This window comes from Fibrobacter sp. UWP2 (assembly GCF_900141705.1).
Taxonomy (GTDB): Bacteria; Fibrobacterota; Fibrobacteria; order Fibrobacterales; family Fibrobacteraceae; genus Fibrobacter.
The window spans coordinates 1-19,150 of the sequence record NZ_FQYM01000002.1; the positions used below are offsets into that span (position 1 = coordinate 1).

The 19,150-nt window shown below is 53.8% G+C and carries 8 protein-coding genes and 1 tRNA gene; all 9 read left to right on the forward strand.

What is annotated here, in order from left to right:
• Positions 1–131: 131 nt before the first annotated feature.
• The 9 genes from BUB55_RS01965 to BUB55_RS02005 all read left to right on the forward strand — a co-directional run bounded on the left by BUB55_RS01965 (position 132) and on the right by BUB55_RS02005 (position 19,140).
• Positions 132–8,042, forward strand: a complete 7,911-nt coding sequence (locus BUB55_RS01965; RefSeq protein ID WP_083596826.1) for a cadherin domain-containing protein — start codon at positions 132–134, stop codon at positions 8,040–8,042.
• 146 nt (positions 8,043–8,188) lie between these two features.
• On the forward strand, positions 8,189–9,772 hold the full coding sequence (locus BUB55_RS01970) for a FecR family protein (protein ID WP_159431917.1): 1,584 nt from the start codon (positions 8,189–8,191) through the stop codon (positions 9,770–9,772).
• A complete protein-coding gene (locus BUB55_RS01975; protein WP_083596827.1) occupies positions 9,772–12,978 on the forward strand; it encodes a right-handed parallel beta-helix repeat-containing protein in 3,207 nt (1,068 codons plus the stop codon). Before BUB55_RS01970 ends, BUB55_RS01975 begins: the two co-directional genes overlap by 1 nt.
• Positions 12,979–13,093: 115 nt before the next feature.
• Positions 13,094–13,166 (forward strand) — tRNA-Asn (locus BUB55_RS01980).
• Positions 13,167–13,219: 53 nt separating this feature from the next.
• Complete coding sequence (locus BUB55_RS01985; RefSeq protein ID WP_073187972.1) at positions 13,220–13,621, forward strand: hypothetical protein; 402 nt, start codon at positions 13,220–13,222, stop codon at positions 13,619–13,621.
• Positions 13,622–13,736: 115 nt separating this feature from the next.
• Entirely contained in the window at positions 13,737–15,155 is a 1,419-nt protein-coding gene (locus tag BUB55_RS01990; protein WP_073187769.1) for an MBOAT family O-acyltransferase, read from the forward strand.
• A 21-nt stretch (positions 15,156–15,176) separates the two neighbouring features.
• On the forward strand, positions 15,177–15,884 hold the full coding sequence (scpB, locus tag BUB55_RS01995; protein ID WP_073187771.1) for an SMC-Scp complex subunit ScpB: 708 nt from the start codon (positions 15,177–15,179) through the stop codon (positions 15,882–15,884).
• On the forward strand, positions 15,884–18,559 hold the full coding sequence (gene mutS / locus BUB55_RS02000; RefSeq protein WP_073187773.1) for a DNA mismatch repair protein MutS: 2,676 nt from the start codon (positions 15,884–15,886) through the stop codon (positions 18,557–18,559). The genes scpB and mutS overlap by 1 nt, the downstream gene beginning before the upstream one ends.
• A gap of 77 nt (positions 18,560–18,636) precedes the next feature.
• Entirely contained in the window at positions 18,637–19,140 is a 504-nt protein-coding gene (locus tag BUB55_RS02005; protein ID WP_073187774.1) for an HD domain-containing protein, read from the forward strand.
• Positions 19,141–19,150: the final 10 nt, after the last annotated feature.

Sequence of the window (19,150 nt, forward strand, 5' to 3'; positions counted from 1 at the left end):
AAACGGGAACTGGAAAAGAGCAGAAAGAAAGGAAATGTAGCCTAAATCTGATGTTGGAACAAACTATTTTTGCGAAAAACCCTTGACACTACCCGGACGATGACTCTAATGAAATTACTACACAAGAAGCCATGAAAGGCTTCTCCTTCTCTGGAGCGGGGTCTTCTGATGCTCAGGCTCGATATTGGAACGACCTGATGCGATACAAGGTCTTTGCCCATCAGAACATCGAAATGAAGAGCATTGTTCGCATGTCCGATACGGTGGGGTTCGTGGGTACCGCCACAGGCGACTGGATTATGGACAATACTAAACACCGCATCGGTGGTCCAATCCTCATTGCAAATGACGTTAAGTTTGCGGATGGTTCCGATACCTTATATAAAGGCCCCGTACGTATATTGGGAAACGTCAAAAATACGAACCCTCAGAACTATAAAAGCAATAACCTACGTGTGCCTCAGTGCATTAAGGGAACTACGTTTGCTGGATATACCGATTATGTAGATCAAAGCAGGTATTATGCAGGAGACAACTATGGAAGCTGTCCACCCTCTGTTCCCGCTGTAGGTACGCATTTAACCATTCCGAATTATTCTGGTAGCTCCTATGCGCAAACCCTTGGCGCCGTAGAGGCGAATCAGTCCGGTCCGAAAAGCATTGTCGTTCCCGAAGGAAAAACGGTTTATGATATTCACGTGTCGAGCATTCGCTTGGTGAATGGCGGCACCCTCTATATCGATATGCCTGCGGGAGGACGCATTACCCGTATTTTCGTAGATAACTTTGAGACCTTCCAGGCAGGGTCCTCCATTAGAGTCCGCTATAAGCAGGCGGATGGCTCTTACAAGGTTGTTCCGAACAAAAGCTATACGGGTAACGTATTGTTCTATTCGCCCAATAAAATTGTCTTTGACGCTTTGGGACAAAATGATACCTTGCAGGGCAACTTCCTCTCTGCTGACGAAATCCGCATTAAGCAGCACATGAACTTGGCCGGGCAGTTGCTTGCCGAAAATATTTACATCGACGCCGAATTTTCTGGCGAATTTATTTACGTTCCCTTTAACCCGTCCAAGGTTACCGCCAAGGGTATGGGAGAAATGTGGGAAAACAAGGGCAAACAGGAAATGTCCATCACGTTGTCCAAGACGACAATTTCTGATGTCCACTTGAACTATTGCTTTGTGTTTGATGGCGACAATAGCAAGAACAGGACGAATTCCACTGAAGCCGAAGCAAATCGCGCAAGCGTCGAAGATCTAGAAAATACCACGGGTGTTCCCCTGTGCGGATCGGGCAGCGCAACCCTGTCCATTTCTGCAGGCGCTATTTCTCCGAGCACCAAGGTGATGCTTCCTATTCTCTTTGATAATGTGGACGAATACGATGAATACTTTACCTTCCGTGTATTAAGTATTGATGGCGCTGTGGTTGAGCTTCCCGATGGGACGACCGGACTTCAGGGTGACTTGAATGTGGTTATCCACGATGTTCCCAGGTCTCCGAAGAGTAAAGATACCACATTCAAAGCGATTGAAGACAATGTATTCTTGTTTGAAAAGTTCCCGGCTCTTACTAGCGGCGGTGCGGTTTTGGAAAGCTACAAGGTTAAAATCGAAAAATTGCCTGGCCAGGGGACTTTGACGCTTGCTGGCGTTGCCGTTGCTGAGGGTGATGAAATATCTTCGGAATCATTGACGACCCTTGCTTATAGCGCACCTCAAGATAAATTTGGCGAAGCGTATGCCACGTTCAAGTTCCGCGTCATTGACGGGAATGGGTATAAGTCCGATAACGCTTACACGGCGACAATCGACGTGGCTCCCGTGAACGACGCCCCGGTTGCAAGGGATACCACGATTACCTTTGGTGAAGTCAGCAAAACTCGTAAAGGCGTAATTCCGGTAAACAACATCGATGTCGATGACACGGAATTTACCTTTTCGTTTGATGCCACGAATGCTAACTATGCCAAGGTGAACAGCCTGTATACAATCAACAGTTCTACGGGTGTGATTTCGGTAAAGAGCGGTAAGACGCTGAACTACGAATCGACCGATAGCGTTCTTGTGATTCCTGTGATTGTTACGGATAAGGCTTCTACTACGGGTGGTGTGGGAAAGCTTGCCGGTACATCTGTCGTGACCATTAAAATCATTGATGAAAACGAAAATCCCGTTATTAACCCGCAGACCTTTAAGGTTGATGAGAATTCTCCCAACGGAAAGGTCGTGGGTACGGTAGTCGCAACCGACCCGGACCGCTCTACGGTTTCCTTCGGCAAACTGACCTATTCTATTCCCGTCAACGACGACTCGAATACTTCTAATGACGTGCCCTTTGCCATTAACACGAATACGGGTGTTATTACCGTTTCGGATGTTACCAAGTTGGACTACGAAACGAGCCCGACCTTTAATATTACGGTCAAGGTTGTTGATGGTGGAGGCAAGTCTGCGACGGCAGTCGTTACGATTGACCTGAATGACCTGAACGAAAAACCTCAATGGGACGACGGAAAGGATATTTACGAGGTCTTTGAAAATACTGCCAATGCTACCGTCATTGCAAAGATTGAAATCGTGGATCCAGATGCCTCTGACAAGGCCGACGTGAACCAGTTTATTGCCACTCTTGCCGACAAAAAAACTTCTACGGCAGATGGCAGGCTTCGTGCCCAGGACCTCTTTGGAATTGCGGTTGCCAAGGATACAAGTACAGGTAAAATCTACACGGTTATCTCGGTGACCAACCAGGCGAAACTTAACTACGAAGCCATCGATACTGTATTCAATGTGACCTTGACCTTGACAAACCATGCCGGTGCTACGGATGCCAAGACCCTTACCTTGGATCGCCAGATTAAGGTGAAGGACGAAAACGAAAAACCCGCCGTTGCCAACAAGACCTTCAACATTAAGGAAAACCCGAAGGTCGGTAGTTCGGTGGGCACCGTCACCGGTACGGACCCCGATACGTACAATGCGGTTTATAGCAAGCTCACCTATAGCCTGTTTGATGCCGCCGGGTTTGCCGGGCTTTCTAGCAGCTTCAAGATAAACAGGAACACGGGCGCGATTACCGTTGCCGATAGCACCCAGTTGAATTTCGAAAAGTATTCGTCCATCAAGATCGGCGTTCAAGTTGTGGATGGCGGAAATCTCAAAGCTGCCGGCACAGTGACCATCAATATCTCGAACATAAACGAAAAACCGGAAATCGGCTGCAAATCGGGTGACTCCAATTGCAACGGACCTTTCAAGGTTAACGAAAACAGCAAGACGGGGACGCCGATACACGAATTTGTTGTTAGTGACGTGGATGCCGGCGACTTGGAGTCGGTTACGGCGTCCATTAAGGATAATGGCTCGACCGGTGCCGACAGCTTGTTTAGCGTGACTCTTGAAGGTGGAATTTTGACCATTGTCGTGAAGGACAGCGTGAAACTGGATTACGAAAAGGTCAACCCGGCTCACGAGGTGGTTGTCACGGTGATTGATGCGGGTGGCCTCACAGACACGATTATCCGTATCATCAACGTAATTGACGTGAACGAGGAACCGACTGTCGCCGATGCCGAATTCACGATTGAAGAAAACCTGGCCGTGGGAGACTCCGTGGGCGTGGTGCAAGCCTCTGATCCGGATGTCAAGAATTCTGATTACGGAACGCTTTACTACAGCCTCTTTGACGACGCTGCGACGACCCCGAACGCTTCGAAGTGGTTTGACATTGACTCGAACGGCAAACTGACCGTCAAGGACAACACGCACTTGAATTACGAGGAAGATTCTGTCATTGTGGTGAAGGTCCGCGTAACCGACAAGATCTACTCTGATACGGCTACGGTTACGGTCCATTTGAGCGACGTGAACGAACCTCCGTTCATTGACCCGGATGATGACCCCGATATTCCGCCTGACGACAAGAAGTGCGTGGCGAATTGCGACGAAAAGCCGACGGATCCTGACGATCCTAAGATCCCCACGTACGAAATCAAGGAAAACGTGCCTACCAAAACGGTTGTGTTCGCCTACGTTGTCAAGGATGTGGATGCCGGCGACTTGGCCGAGTTGACACCGACTTTGAAGGACAACAAGGGGACAGGCGTTGATTCCCTCTTTGATGTTGTCATAGAGGACCTCACGGACACTTCCCGCAGGGTGGTGGTTTTTGTGAGGGACAGCGCCAAGCTTAACTTTGAAAATGTGGAACCTTCGCATAGCGTGACCGTGATTGTGAAGGATCCCGATGGAAGCGCGGACTCCCTGGTCTGCGTGATCAACGTGGTCGACGTGAACGAAAAGCCGACCGTCGCCGACGCTGAATTCAAGATTGACGAGAACCTGGCTGTGGGCGATTCTGTGGGCAAGGTGGACGCCTCCGATCCGGATGTCAAGAACGCTGCCTTCGGTACGCTTTATTACAGCCTCTTCGACGATCCCACGACGACTCCGGGTGCTTCGAAATGGTTTGACATTGACTCGAACGGCAAGGTTGCCGTCAAGGACAACAAGCATTTGAATTACGAGGAGGACTCTGTCATTGTGGTGAAGGTCCGCGTGACCGACAAGACCTACTCTGATACGGCTACGGTTACGGTCCATTTGAACGACGTGAACGAAACTCCGAAGATTATCCCCGATGATGACGACGACGGCGATGACGACGAAAAGGACAAGTGCGTAGCCAACTGCGATAATGGCGATGACGAAAAGGGCACTCCGGGCAGCGACAAGAACTTGACGGTCTCTGTGAACGAGAATGTCCCCACGGGAACGCCGGTCATTGCGTACTATGTCGAGGACGAGGATGCTGGTGACGTCGCCCAGTTGGTCCCGAGTATTGTGGACAACAAGAAAACGGGTGTCGACAGCCTCTTTACGGTGGATCTCCAAAAGGAAGGCGACCGTTACAAGGTGGTGGTCTCGGTCAAGGACAGCGCCAAGCTCGACTACGAGAAGGTGGAACGCCTACATGACCTTACCATTGTGGTGGAAGACCCCGATGGCAGCCGGGACTCCGTGGTCCGCAGGATTGTGGTCAACGACGTGAACGAGAACCCGATTGTGAACAAGCAGGAATTCGTGATTTTGGAACATACCAAGAGCGATACGGTTCTCGGGAAGCTGGAATGGGATGATATTGACCTTGTTGAAAAGTTCCGCGACAACGTGTTCAGCGTGATTGGCGGGGATTCGGCCGAATTCGCCATTGCAGAAGACGGTACGATTTCGGCGAAGCATGAGTTTGATTACGAGATTGGCTGGGTTGATGACTCGACTTGGTTCGGCTTTGGTTGGGAAGGCGCCAAGGATTACACCCGCCGTGATACGGTGTTTACCTTGATTGTTGCTCTCACGGACCGCAGGGACCCGACTCTCAAGGATACTACGGAAGTGGTTGTCCATGTGCACAACGTGTTCGAACCGCCGCACCTTACTACGACGGAACTCGCTGTTCCTGAGAATAGCAAGGATTCGACGAAGATTGGAACGTTGGAAGGCGTGGATCTGGATGGCCCTTACACCGTGTTCTCTTATGAACTGGCCGATTCCTCCGATTACGTCTACGTTGCACCCAACGGGGATGTGTTTGTCAAGGATAGCACGCTTTTTGACTTTGAAAACATAAAGTCGTTCGACATCAAGGTTCGCATCCAGGATCCGGACGGCTCTGCATCGGTGGGGACCGTGACCATCAAGATTACCGACGTGAACGAGGCTCCGAAACTGGACAACACCACGTTCGAGGTTGCCGAGGACGCCGACAAGGGAACTGTCGTCGATACGGTCAAGGCGAAGGACCCGGATGTGAACAATCCCGAGTTCAGCAAGCTGACTTACGCACTTGTGGGCGAGAGCGATGTGTTCGAGGTCAAACCCGACGGCTCTATTGTGGTGATTGGGGAACTGGATTACGAGACGACCCCGGTTTACACCATCCAGGTGTCTGTGAACGACGGCGAGTTTACCGATACGGCTGACGTGACCATCAAGGTGACGAACGTCGTAGAACGCTCCTATGTTGAAATCACGAAGGCAGAAAGCAGCGATACGAGCTGGGTGAAGCCCGATACGATTTACACGAACAAGACCGAACTGGAAGTGTTCTGGAGGGAGTGCGCCAACGAGAAGCGCCTGGAAAACTGCAATGTCCAGCAAGAGACTTCTACGCTCAAAGAGGGCAAGAACGTCATTATCAAGACTTACCAGGATCCGACCACGGACAAGCCTGGTGCCGATACGCTGATTGTTTATTACAGCAACTCTGCGCCGACGGTGACGGTCAGCGCCTCTGTTGACGCCATCAAGGCAAAGAACATCTACTCCATTGTGGAACAGACGGATGCCGCCGATACCAACGTTTACGTGAACGAGACCAAGAACGAGGTCACGGTCACGGTGAAGGACCCTGTGACCAAGACGGATACGACGTTCGTAATCAAAGTCGACCTTGCCGATACGGTTACGGTGCCGTCCAACACCTACTCGACGCTTTCTTCGATTGCGGAGAGTGGTGTCGCCTTGAATTTGGATCCTGAATCCAAGGTGGTCCGCGTCCCCGATAACGGCAACGTGGTCAAGGTGCATTATGCCGAAAAGGTGAACGGCAAATCGGTGGTGGTACACTACGTGACAGACAACGATGGCGAAGTGCTCAAGACTCCTGTGGAAAACAGCAAGGGTCAGGTGGACTCCATCGAGGTCATCACAGTCTCTTACGACATGACTATTGGAGGCAAGAAGGTGACCGTCTCTTACCAGGCCGACGCCATTACGGGGGCGGCGCTGTATAAGGATGCCGAGGGCAACCTGATGACCGCCTCTGCCGCCGAGTCCAATTCCAAGAAGGTGGATGCAGGCATGTTCTCGGTCACCTACGAAGCCGAAAGCGACGGGACCGCCTTGCAGGTCGCCTACGTTGTGAACGAAAAGGGTAACCTTGTGAAGAATGCCACGGGCGACCTGGGCTACTCGGTGTCGTACACCTACGTGAACGTTTACGGCAACGCCTCCACTGGTGCGGTGTTCATTGTGCTGGACCAGATCGGGCCGAAGGTCGAGATCATTTCCCCGGTGGATGGCGATATTGTTTACACCAACTTTATCAACGTGGTGTGGACGGTCAACGGCGTTGAACAGGATTCCTTGAACCTGCAGGGCCTGGACAAGGGCGCGAACGTGATTGTGCGCTACTACCAGGACAAGGCCGGCAACATTGCTGCCGATACCATCTTTGTGGTGATGAAGAATGCCAAGGATGTGGCGATCAGCATCGAAAAGCCTGTTACGATCCTCAATGCGGACTCGGTACAGAAGTACTATGCCGACAATCCGCCTAAAGAGGGCCAGAACTTTGCTGTAAGCTTGCTGAATGTCAAGACCCAGAAGGAGAAGGAAACCCTGATTGGCGGCTCCTTTGAAAACAAGGAAGGCAGTGGCGAAGAACCGTATGCCGGCTTGGGAACCCATTTGGGCCCGACCCTTGGTGTTGACGTGAAACTGCCGGTCATTAGTGCCGTGGGTGGTCTCGCCACCCTGGACGACCTGATTGACGACGATGGCCTGGTGTTCCTCGAAGACGTGGAAGCCGGCGAGAAGATGCCCGTGGCCGAGTATGTCAATGAGTACTGCACGGAGGAGTTCGCCGACTCCTATGACTCGGACTTTAGCAAGAATAGTCTCTACAAGACGGTCATCAAAGTGAAAATCTGGATCTACACGAGCCTGGGCGGATTTGTGGACTACTTCACGTTTAAGCAGAGCCTGGACGATCCTGATTTTGTGGATGAATCGGGCCTCCTCAAGATGTACTTTGAAATGAAGCCCGACAAGAACGGCGATGTGCGCACCATTAGCGGCCGCCTGTACTCGACGGGAGCCTATGTGTACAAGACGGAGGTCGAAATCAATTCCACCTTGCAGTGTACGCTGTACCCGAAAAAGCCCAACAACGACCAGCAGAAGGGGATGAAACGCAAGTCCTCCGACGAATTGCTGAAGCCGTTCGGCTACAAACGACCTGAAAAACGCTAGTTGACTGCTCAAAAACGCTGTTTTTTGGCAACAAGCCCGCCACAAGGCGGGCTTGTTTGTTCTATATCACTTTGTGACGGCAGAACCTTCCTTTTGGGCAAAAAATGGACTATTTTAAAGAGGAAGATTGCATTGAAAGAGGCCCTATGCAGCACATTTTTTCTCTTGTCCGTTTTGTCCCGGTCTGCCTGTTGATTCCGGGTATGGTTTTTGCCGCCTCGGCGGTGGGTAAGGTTCGCCACTCCATTGGTGATGTCCAGAGGCAAAAGGCTGAACAAAAGGATTGGTCTGCCCTCAAGGTGGGCAGCAAAATTTTCCAGACGGACTTTGTGCGTACAGGCGCCGAATCTGTTGTGGGCATCAACTTTACGGACGGGACCTCCATCAACATCGGCGAAAATACCGAGGTTGAGATGTCGAATCTGTTCGAGGAAATTGGGACGGGGGCCTACCGCACGCGCTTGAACATCAAGAAGGGCTTTGTGGACTTTGACGTCAAGAAGCTCATCAAGGAATCCACCTTCCAGTTCAAGACTGGCACGGCGACCGCCTCGATTCGCGGTACGAGTGGCTTTATTGGCGGCGAGGATGGCGCGTTTTATGCGAGCCTTGCCACGGGTAAGTTTGACATCCAGCAAAAGGACGACGGTCCGGTGATGCCCGTGGTGGCGGGCGAGACCATGTTCGGTACGGACTCCCTGGTGACCATGAAGCTGAAGTCCTCGGGCGACAAGCGCTTTGCCAAAAAGCTTGCCGGCATTGTAAAGAAGAACGCCAAGAACGTGCAGTCCATGATGAAGGAAGTGAAGGAGGCCGATGAAGCCCACCAGAAGGCGCTCCTCGAAAACAATTTTGCCATCACCACCAAGTCCCCGGCAAATGTTTGCAACGAAGGCCTTACCGTGGACGGCTCCTACACGGCATCGGATCCCAAGGCGTCCTTGGTGATGATGATTGGTAAGTCCTACACCTCTGACAACCTGATTCGCGCCACGGACGGCAAAAAGCACTCCTTCTCGCAGAAGGTTTCCGTGAACGACGCCAACAAGCTGTGGACCGAGAATCAGGTGACGTTCGTGTTCAAGGCTGCCGGGAATACCGAGACGCAGACCATTGAGATGGACGTCAACAAGACCTGCGCCCAGGTGAACCAGGTGTCGCCTGCGATTAAGTTCCTCTCTTACGATTCCATTGCGTGCAACATGCATGTGTCGTTTGCCAACATGCAGGACGACGCCGGTATTTTAACCATGTCGGTAGATGGAACCCCGGTCGCGGAGGAACCCGTTACAAAGAACGAACAAAAAAAATACAAGCTCACAAGCGGTGAGCATGTCTACACCTTCGCCTTGAAGGACCAGGCGGGCAACGACGCCGTTTTTGAGAAGCGGTTTGGCTGCTACTCGGTGAAGCGCTTTAACATTGATGTATATGGCAAGGCGAAGGAGGAGGTGAAGGTGCCGCCTCCGCCGGTGGGGATGCAGGATCGAATTACCAAGACATTGCAGTTTAAGATCAAGAACCCTGAAAATGATCCGGTGTTTTTGCACAAGGTGACCATTAAGCAAAACGGAAAAGTTATTTTACAGGAAACGCTGGGGCAGATTCAATCTTTGGATTACCAGGTGCCGGTAAACTTGGTTCGTGGAGCCCAGAACCGGTTCGATATCGAGGTTGTCCATAAGAGTGGTTTCAAGGCTAAGGCGCAAAAGGTCTTTGAGGTCCGGTGATGGCAAACTTTTTGAGGTTGGTAGGATGTATTTTGACTGCTGCTCCGCTGGTTTTTGCGGAAGCAGCAGCTTCTGTTTCTACGGATTCTACTAATGTGGCTCAGCCAGAGGCGGTTCCCGCGCAGCCTGCAGAACAGCCTGCGGCTCAAGCTGTGGAGCAACCACCCGCACAGCCTGAGGCCGAGGCGTCCACGCCCGAGGAACCCCAGTTGGCCAACAATCTCGTCGCCAGGACAATGTTGGCGGGCGAGGTCTCTGGATTTTTGAAGGCGGAAAACTCCCCGTACCTGATTACCGAAACGATTGTAGTGCCCGAGGGCAAGGCGCTTGTGGTCGAGGCGGGCGTGGTGATGGAGTTCAACTCCGGTACGGGATTGGATGTTCAGGGCGGTTCCTTGGCGATTGTGGGCGAGCTTCAAAAGCCCGTTTCGATGCAGGCGGCTCCGGGTTTTGCCTCCTGGAACGGCATCTCGATTACAGGTCCGCATAGCGCCTCGTTGCAAAATGTGGACATTAGCAATGCCGAGATTGGCGTGGCTGTAGAAAACGGCATGCTCGAGATGAAGAACGTGAGCGTGGAGTATTCGAAGTCTGTTGGCCTTTATGCCCGCGGCGCCTCGGTGGACTTGCAGTGGAGCGCCTTCCGCTTTAACAGCGGCGTGGCGGTATGGGCCGCGGCAGATGCCTACGTGACCATGGAGGCGACCCGCCTGTTCAACAACCGCGTGGGTGTGTTGGCAGGGGAGAACTCCCAAGTTTCAATGCAGACTTCCAAGATAGCCCATAACGACTTTGGCTTTGTGGACATGGAAAACAATAAGGTTCGCCAGCTCCGCTCCCAGATTGAGCAGAACAAGGTGGGCTTGCTGGTGAACGACATGCCCTCCGATGACTTGAAGAAGGTGACCCAGCAGAACATGATGAACCTGGCGCAGGGCGTGGGTGCCGTTGTGGCGACGCTCCGCGAGGAGCCGAGGAACCCTTATGCGGAGATCTTCCGTGCGGGGACTCCCAAAAAGGAAAACTTTAGCGGCGAAAACGAATGGACCAAGAGCGGCAAGGTCGGTGCCACGGTGGGCTACCATCACGTGATGGCGCACGACAAGAACGTTTTCCAAGTGCCGGGCTTGTTCTCGGAATTGAACGCGTACCTGCTTTTTGAATCCAGGGACGGACGCTCCCTTGAGTTCTCGGCGAACTTGACTGGCGACGACTGGAACCATTTTGACCCGCAGAACGTACTTGCGGTTTACACCGACAAAATGCAGCGCTTGGCGGTGGGTGATGTGTACCTCTCCGCTGGCGAAACCTACCTTTCGGGTTTAAACGTGCTGGGGGGCTCTTACGATTTGAACCTCTTCCACAATGCGGCGCGTGACCCCCTGTTTGTGGTCTCCGTGTTTGGTGGCGAATCCCAAGAGCCCAAGCTGGTAGGCGAGCGGAATCTCGACGTTTACAAGGACTACATTGAAGACGGCGAGGCGGAACCTCAAAAACTGATGGTGGGCGGCAAGCTCCGTTGGAACATGCATCGTCGCTTTAACGGGACGCTCGGCTTTATTGGGAGCAAGGATTACCTCGAAGATCCGTTGTTGCGCGATGGCGGTGGCCGTAGCGACATGAACACCTCTTCGCCAATGCAGTCGTCCAAGACTTTCTTTGCCGATGGGAACTGGCTTGTGTTCCCGGGCGACATCCAGTTGAACGGCCAGGTTGCCTTGGGCGCCGCCGACACGGCGAATGCCTCGCTCCAGAGGGCGATTAACGAGGTCTTTGTGACCGCGGGCCTGGATGCCTCGAACTTGGCGAAGTTGCGCCGTCTTATGAACAACCCGACGCTCGTGGATATCATGACCGAGGCAGAACTCGAGGAGTTCTTTGGAGACAACTCCATGTTGTCCCGCACCGAGATGCAGGCAAAATTGAAAAAACTTTTGAGCCAGGCGAAGTCCTTGAAGAACGGCTACGAAAAGAAGGGTGACGACCCTGCCGAGTTCAAGAACTGGGACGGGCAGAACTTTGCCTTTATGGGTTCCATGCGCTGGGACCTGGGCAACACGATCCTTTCGGGTCATTTGCGCTTTGTGGGGGCAAACTTCTATAGTGCCGGTTCCCCCGACCTGTTGCAGAACTCCCGCGAGGCGTACGGAAACCTGGACCAGAAGTTCTTTGATTTTTGGAAGCTCAATTTTAATTACAAGATCGATGTCGAAAATGCCGCCCACGGTGAAGACTACAACATTTGCGGGTTGGCGGAAGGGTCCACGGTGGGCTTGATTCCTGGTGCCGAGAGTAGCTGGCTCGAGGAGCATGAGCAGGACGAGAATCGAACGCTATACGACCATACGGCGAACTTGAACAACACATTCAAGGTGACAAAGTTCATGGAACTCTCGGTAGGCTACAACATGAACTACCGCACGCGCAGCACGAACCAGAGGCTCTATGCCGACTACATGGCGGCTTCGGGGGTTTACGGGGACCCTTGGTTCTCGGCCCGCAAGGGCAAGGCGACGGTCGACGTCATTAACGGCGAAGATACTTTGAAGGTGGACTCGGCGCGTTGGGCCGCCTACTATGCGCTCTCTGACGAGGAATACCTGGCGACGCAATTCGAGGAACGGATTGTCAAGCATACCGCCAACTTGGAATTCAAGTTCAACCTGCCGAGGAACGTGCTCAAGGTGGGCGGCGTGTGGACCGTCCGCAGGGACCTCTCGCGTTTTGAACAGGATGACCTGCTGACGGACTTTGACTTTGAAGACGAGACCTTTGGCATTTTGGGCTATTACTTCCATGGCGGTGACTACTTTGAACAGCGCTACCCGGTTTCGCTCACGACGGTGGTTGGGGGCTTCCGCAACATGCTCTCGGTGGTGCCGCGGTACAAGGTCTACAACCGCGACAACATGGATGACTTTGAGTGGATCCTTTCTGACAACATGACCATCCCGCTTTCCAAGAACTTTGTGGACTTGTTGCTCGAGGGCTCCTTTAGGCAGGAGTTCATGAACCGCGACGAGGACGGGCAACGCCTGGAAGAGAGCGAGCTCGACGTGTCGGGTTCTGGAACGCTCCGCTTTACGCATACCGACAACCTGACCTCGGAATGGACCGTGGGTGCCTATTGTGCCTACCGCCCCGACTACAAGGTGGACCAGTACAAGGATATTTACGGGATGCTCACGGTAAACTACGCCTTCTAGTGTAGGCTTTGAAAATCGGTTTTTTAGAGAGAAAACGCAAAATTTTCAAAATTTTTGGCGAAATCCCTTGACAAAGCGGTTGTAATATCTATATTTGACCCCGTCTAACAGACGATGCTTCATAGCTCAGTTGGTAGAGCCCGCGACTGTTAATCGCGTTGTCCTTGGTTCGAGTCCAAGTGAAGCAGCTTAAGAACCCCGTTCGAAAGAGCGGGGTTCTTTGTTTTGCTATATTGTGGGCATGATCAAGAAGCTTTTGTTTGCAATTTTCGCCGCGGCCGCCTTTGCGCTGGCTGCGGAACCCCTCGTTATTGAAGGCCGCCTGGTTGAGATTCCGGGCAAGATGCCGAGCAACGACCTCTACAGCTATGTGTACGTCTTTAAGTACAAGGTGCAGAAGGTGGTCTCGGGCGACTACGAGTCCAAGGAAATCTTGGTGGGCGTCTACAACCCGCTCATTGCCCGCGGCAAGGTCAAGGACAAGATGGCTGCCAAGAGCAAGGGCAACGTGGGCGAGTTCAAGGCGAAGGCGAAACAGACGCTTACGCTTGTGCCGCTCGAGGGCAACTGGGACGGAGCTGTCGAGGACGAGTACTTTGATAATGAGAGCCCGCGCTACCTCGCCATCGAGGTGAACGAGTAAGAACGTGTTGTGTCATCCTGAGTGTAGTGGCGCAGTCACGAAATCGAAGGATTTCTCTGAATTAGATTCTTCGACTACGCCTACGGCTTCGCTCAGAATGACGCCTTAGTAACCTATGGTTTTCTCTTCCCAGATTTTCCTGTTCTACTTTCTCCCGACGTTTTTGGTCGGGTACTTTGTGCTTTTGAAGGCGGGCGTCAAGCACTCTGGCCTGAATTTTTTCATCACCGTCTTTAGCTACATCTTTTACGGCTGGCTCGAACCTTGGCTTGTCTTTTTAATGTTTGGTTCGACGCTCGTGGTGTACATTAGCGGCCGGTTGATTTCGGCCGAGGGCGCAAGCAAGCGCCAGCGCAACTGGGCGTTGGTCATGGCGATTGTCGTGAATCTTGGGGCGCTGGGATTCTTTAAATACTACATGTTTGGCATGGGCGCATTCAACAGTGTCATTGAGAGGCTCGGGTTTGAACCGTTCTCGGTGATGACGGTACTTTTGCCGGTGGGCATCTCGTTCTATACGTTCCAGTCGATGAGTTATGCGATTGATGTTTGGCGTGGCACGGCACCCCCGGTCAAGGACTTTGCCACCTTCGCCTGCTATGTGGCGTTGTTCCCGCAGCTCGTGGCGGGTCCGATTGTACGTTACAATACCGTGGCGGAGGAACTTGCGACGCGTACGCACACCGTCGAGAATTTTGTGCGCGGCATCCTGTTCTTTAGCTTTGGCTTTGCCGAAAAGATTTTTTTGGCGAACCAGGTGGGGATCATTGCCGACCGTGTTTTTGCCGCCGACGCTCCGGGCGTAATCAACTGCTGGTGGGGCTCGCTCGCGTACATGTTCCAGATTTACTTTGACTTCTCGGCGTATAGCAACATGGCGATTGGGCTTGGGCTCATGCTGGGCTTCCATTTCCCGCGCAACTTCAACGGCCCTTACCGCTCGGTGAGCATTACTGACTTTTGGAAAAAGTGGCATATTTCGCTGACCAGCTGGTTCCGCGACTACCTCTACATTGCGCTGGGCGGGAACCGCGTGGGCAAAAAGCGCCTTTACTTTAATTTGTTCATGGTGATGTTCTTGAGCGGCGTGTGGCACGGTGCCAACTGGACGTTTGTTTGCTGGGGCCTGTACCATGCTTTCTTTATGATCGTGGAGCGCGCCAACAACAAGAACGCCTTTTACTACAAGGCACCGCGTCTGGTGCAAATCTTGATTACGCAGGTGCTGGTGCTATTTGGCTGGGTGCTTTTCCGTGCCGACAGCATTGGCGAGGCTTGGCGCATGTGGAAGGCCATGCTCGGCCTTATGCCGGTGAGTGCCGCCGATGCCATCCTTACGGCCGAAATCTTCACGCCTACGTGCGTGGTGTTCATGGCTTTGGCAGCCCTGTTCTCGTTCTGGCGCTTCCGCAGTTTTGACTGGTGCAACGTCGTGAGCGTCAAAAGAGCCCTGGTAGCGCTCGGTTTGTTCGTTTTGGCGGCCCTGGCGCTCTTTACCCAAAGCTACAATCCCTTCTTGTATTTCCAGTTCTAGTTTTTTACTACATTGACTCACATGAGTGAAGATGTTCAGAATTTGGATGAAGCCGCCGAAGAATCGGCGGAACTCCCGAAAGTAGAAAGCCGTGAAGATTTGGCCCGCATTATCCAGGCCCTGGTGTTTGCGTCGCCCGATATTGTGACGCTCAAAAAATTGCGCGAAATTCTAGGCGACTTTTTGGACGCGAGGTCGGTGGCCGACGCCCTCATTACGGCAAACGACTCACTCAACAAGATTCAGTCCCCCTTTGAGATTGTGGAACAGGCGGGCGGTTACAGGTTCCGTACGCGAGCCAAGTACTACCCGTGGGTGCGCAAGCTGTTCCCCGAGGCGAACGCCCGCCGCCTGAGCCAGGCCGCCCTCGAGACGCTCGCCGTGATTGCCTACCAGCAGCCCATCACCAAGGCTGCCATTGAACAGGTTCGCGGAGTGTCTTCGGTCGATGGCCCAATTCGCAACTTGCTCGACAAGGGATTCGTGGCTTTGGGCGCCCGCGCCGATACGGTGGGGAACCCCTACACTTATGTGACGACCCAGGAGTTCATGAAGTACTTTGGCATCAACCGTATTCCCGAGGACCTGCCGCGCCTGCGCGAGTTCAGCGAACTTTTGGAAGCGGGTGCACTGGTGCCGCAGTACGCGAAGCCCGAGAACGCCCCCGAGGAGCCCAAGCCGCCCGAGGAGACTCCGGACCAGATTGAACTTTCGATGGGGGATGCATAATGGCTGCGACCCCGTTAATGCAGCAGTACTACGAGATCAAAAAGCAAAATCCCGGCTGCATCCTCTTTTTTCGCATGGGCGATTTCTTCGAACTGTTCGAGGACGACGCCGTCATTGCCTCCAAAATTTTAGGTCTTACTCTCACGAGCCGTAACAACGGCGCCTCGGGGGCGACGCCCTTGTGCGGGTTCCCGCACCATGCTGCCGACCGCTACGTGCCCAAGATGGTGGCCGCCGGATACCGCATTGCCATTTGCGAGCAAGTCGAGGACCCCAAGCTCGCCAAGGGAATCGTCAAACGCGATATCGTCGAGATTATCAGTGCCGGTACCGCGATGGACGAGACGAACCTCAACGCGAAAGAGGCGAACTACCTTTGCGCCTACATCCCGGCGACGGTCGAAACGGCTGCAGGCTCGAATGCCCGCCAGAACCTGGGACCGGCAGGGGAGTCGGGTTCGTGCTGCGCGGCTTTTGCCTTTGCCGACGTGACCACGGGTTACTTGGCCGCCTGCCTCAGCAGCGAGCAGTCTTTTGAATGCGAGTTCAGCCGCCGCATGCCCAAGGAGATTGTGGTGCCCGAGGGTTGCAATATTCCCGCGGGTATCATGGACCTGATCAAGGCGGAGAATGTCTTGGTGACGGAGCTCCCGACGTTCCTCTTTGGCGAGGAACAGGCGAGGGAGGTGCTGTTCAGCCACTTTAAGGTGGAGGCGCTGGACGGACTCGGCCTGGACGGTCGCACTTCGGAGACCGCGGTGACGGGTGCCCTGCTGCAATACCTGATGGACCAGAAAAAATCCGAGCTGAGCCACTTTACGTCGCTCGAGATTTTGAACCTGGACGACTACATGACGCTCGACCCGAGCACGCTCCGCAACTTGGAACTGGTGCGTCCGCTCAACGCCGACGATTATTCCAGCACGCTTTGCTCGGTTTTGGATTTTACCGTGACTGCGATGGGCGGCAGAACGCTCAAGGACTGGGTGAGCCACCCGCTAATTTCGGTGGAGAAGATTCGCAGCCGTGAGGAGGCGGTGGCGGAACTGGTGCAAAATCCGGTCGCCCTGGACGAGCTCAAGGATTCGCTCACGAGCATCCTCGACATGGAACGCCTGATGGGACGCGTCGGATCGGGGCGTGCCAATGCGCGCGACCTGGCGGGAATGGGACGCTCGCTTAGCCAGGCCTCCAAGGTGGCCGACGTGCTGGAGGGGCTGCGTGCTCCTGTGTTCGAGGGCCTGCGCGAGACACTTTTGCGTGCAAAGGGCCGCGGCGAGGAACTGCTCCAGAATTTTAACGAAGACTTGCCGCTCACCATACGCGAGGGCGGCATGATTCGACCCGGCGCCAATGCCGAGCTCGATGCGATGAATGCAGACATCAAGGAACGCAGGGAATGGATTGCCTCCCTCGAAGTCCGCGAACGCGAACGCTTGGGGATCCCGAGCCTCAAGGTGGGCTACAACCGCGTGTTCGGTTACTACATCGAGATTACCAAGGCGCAAATGGCGAAGGCGACGCAGCCGATTCCCGAGGAATACATCCGCAAGCAGACGACTGTGAACGGCGAACGCTACATCACGCCCGAGATGAAGGAATGCGAGTCCATCATCAGCAACGCCGAAGTAAACATTCATGCGCTGGAATACAAGTTTTTTTGCGAACTGCGCGAACGCGTGAACAGCTGGCGCGCCGAACTCCAGGAGATTGCCGACGCCATTGCCCGCGTCGACAGCCTGTACAGTTTTGCCCGCGCCGCACGCAAGTACAACTATGTTTGCCCTGAGGTGTTCGATGGCACGGGGATTGAAATTCGCGGAGGGTTCCACCCGGTGATTGTCGCCGTGAACCCTGATTTGGACTTTATCCCGAACGACGTTTCGCTGAGCCCCGACGGCACACGCCTCATGCTCATTACGGGGCCGAATATGGCAGGTAAATCGACGTACCTGCGCCAGACCGGGCTCATTGTGCTCATGGCGCAAATCGGATGCTTTGTGCCTGCCGAGAGCGCTCGCATTGGCGTGGTGGACCGCATATTCACCCGCGTGGGCGCGAGCGACCGCCTGAGCCGCGGTCTCAGTACCTTTATGGTCGAGATGATCGAGACGGCGAACATCTTGCGCAATGCGACCCCGCACAGCTTGGTGCTGCTCGATGAAATCGGCCGCGGTACCAGCACGTTTGACGGGCTCTCGATTGCATGGTCCATCGTGGAGACGCTGCACGGCGAGCCCGCCCGCATGGCGCTTACGCTTTTTGCGACGCACTACCACGAATTGACCGGCCTGGTCGACAGCCTGGAACACGCTGGGAACTTCCAGGTGGCTGTGCAAGAGAAGGGCGACAAGCTCATATTCCTCCACAAGATTCTGGCGGGTGCCTGCGACTCGAGTTACGGTATCCATGTGGCCGAGATGGCGGGCCTCCCGAATACGGTGGTGCGCCGCGCGAGGAAGATTCTTTTGCGCCTTGAAAAGCAGCAGATTGACCCGAGCGACGAGGCCGCCCACAAGAAGATTGTGGCGAAGCCCCAAATGGATTTGTTCGCGCCGCCCGACGAGAATACGCAGCTGCTGAAGGATGAAATTCGCCGGCTCAAGCCCGAGGAGATGACCCCCATGCAGGCGCTCCAGTGCCTGATGGACTTGAAGCAAGCCTACGGGAAGTGATGTGGCAAATCTATAATATAAGAACGTCATCCTGAGCGAAGCCCGCGGGGCGGAGTCGAATGATCCAGGGACGAAAGATGATTGATTTTACCGCTTTAATGTCTTATGCCTTCGAGAATCGGCTGTACGAGTCCGAGGTCCATGGCATTGAGCATTGGCACCAGGTGGAATTCAATGGACTTTTGCTGGTGCCTAAGACCGGCGCCGACGTTGACGTGGTCCGCTTGTTTGCAATATTCCACGACAGCCGCCGCTTTGACGACGCCTACGATGCCGAGCATGGTCCGCGCGGAGCCGAGTTTGCAAAACTCTGCCGTGACCAAAAGCTATTTGGACTGGAAGACGAACGCTTTGACAAGCTCTACAAGGCGTGCCAAATGCACACGAAGGTTCCGCGCACGGGCGACCCCACCATAGACACCTGCTTTGATGCCGACCGCCTGGACCTGGGCCGTGTGGGCTTCAAGCTGAATCCCGAAAAGATGGCGACAGAATGGGGCGCAAAAATCGCCCGCAAGTCGTTGACCTCGGGCGTTTCTGTTTTTCACATGCGGGAGTGGATTCGCGAGTTCCACTTTTAACGGAAGGCGA

What these genes read in the sequence shown, in the direction of transcription:
- BUB55_RS01965 (WP_083596826.1), top strand. Translation starts at nt 132, where the DNA reads ATGAAAGGCTTCTCCTTCTCTGGAGCGGGGTCTTCTGATGCTCAGGCT.
- BUB55_RS01970 (WP_159431917.1), top strand. Translation starts at nt 8,189, where the DNA reads ATGCAGCACATTTTTTCTCTTGTCCGTTTTGTCCCGGTCTGCCTGTTG.
- BUB55_RS01975 (WP_083596827.1), top strand. Translation starts at nt 9,772, where the DNA reads ATGGCAAACTTTTTGAGGTTGGTAGGATGTATTTTGACTGCTGCTCCG.
- BUB55_RS01985 (WP_073187972.1), top strand. Translation starts at nt 13,220, where the DNA reads ATGATCAAGAAGCTTTTGTTTGCAATTTTCGCCGCGGCCGCCTTTGCG.
- BUB55_RS01990 (WP_073187769.1), top strand. Translation starts at nt 13,737, where the DNA reads ATGGTTTTCTCTTCCCAGATTTTCCTGTTCTACTTTCTCCCGACGTTT.
- scpB (WP_073187771.1), top strand. Translation starts at nt 15,177, where the DNA reads ATGAGTGAAGATGTTCAGAATTTGGATGAAGCCGCCGAAGAATCGGCG.
- mutS (WP_073187773.1), top strand. Translation starts at nt 15,884, where the DNA reads ATGGCTGCGACCCCGTTAATGCAGCAGTACTACGAGATCAAAAAGCAA.
- BUB55_RS02005 (WP_073187774.1), top strand. Translation starts at nt 18,637, where the DNA reads ATGATTGATTTTACCGCTTTAATGTCTTATGCCTTCGAGAATCGGCTG.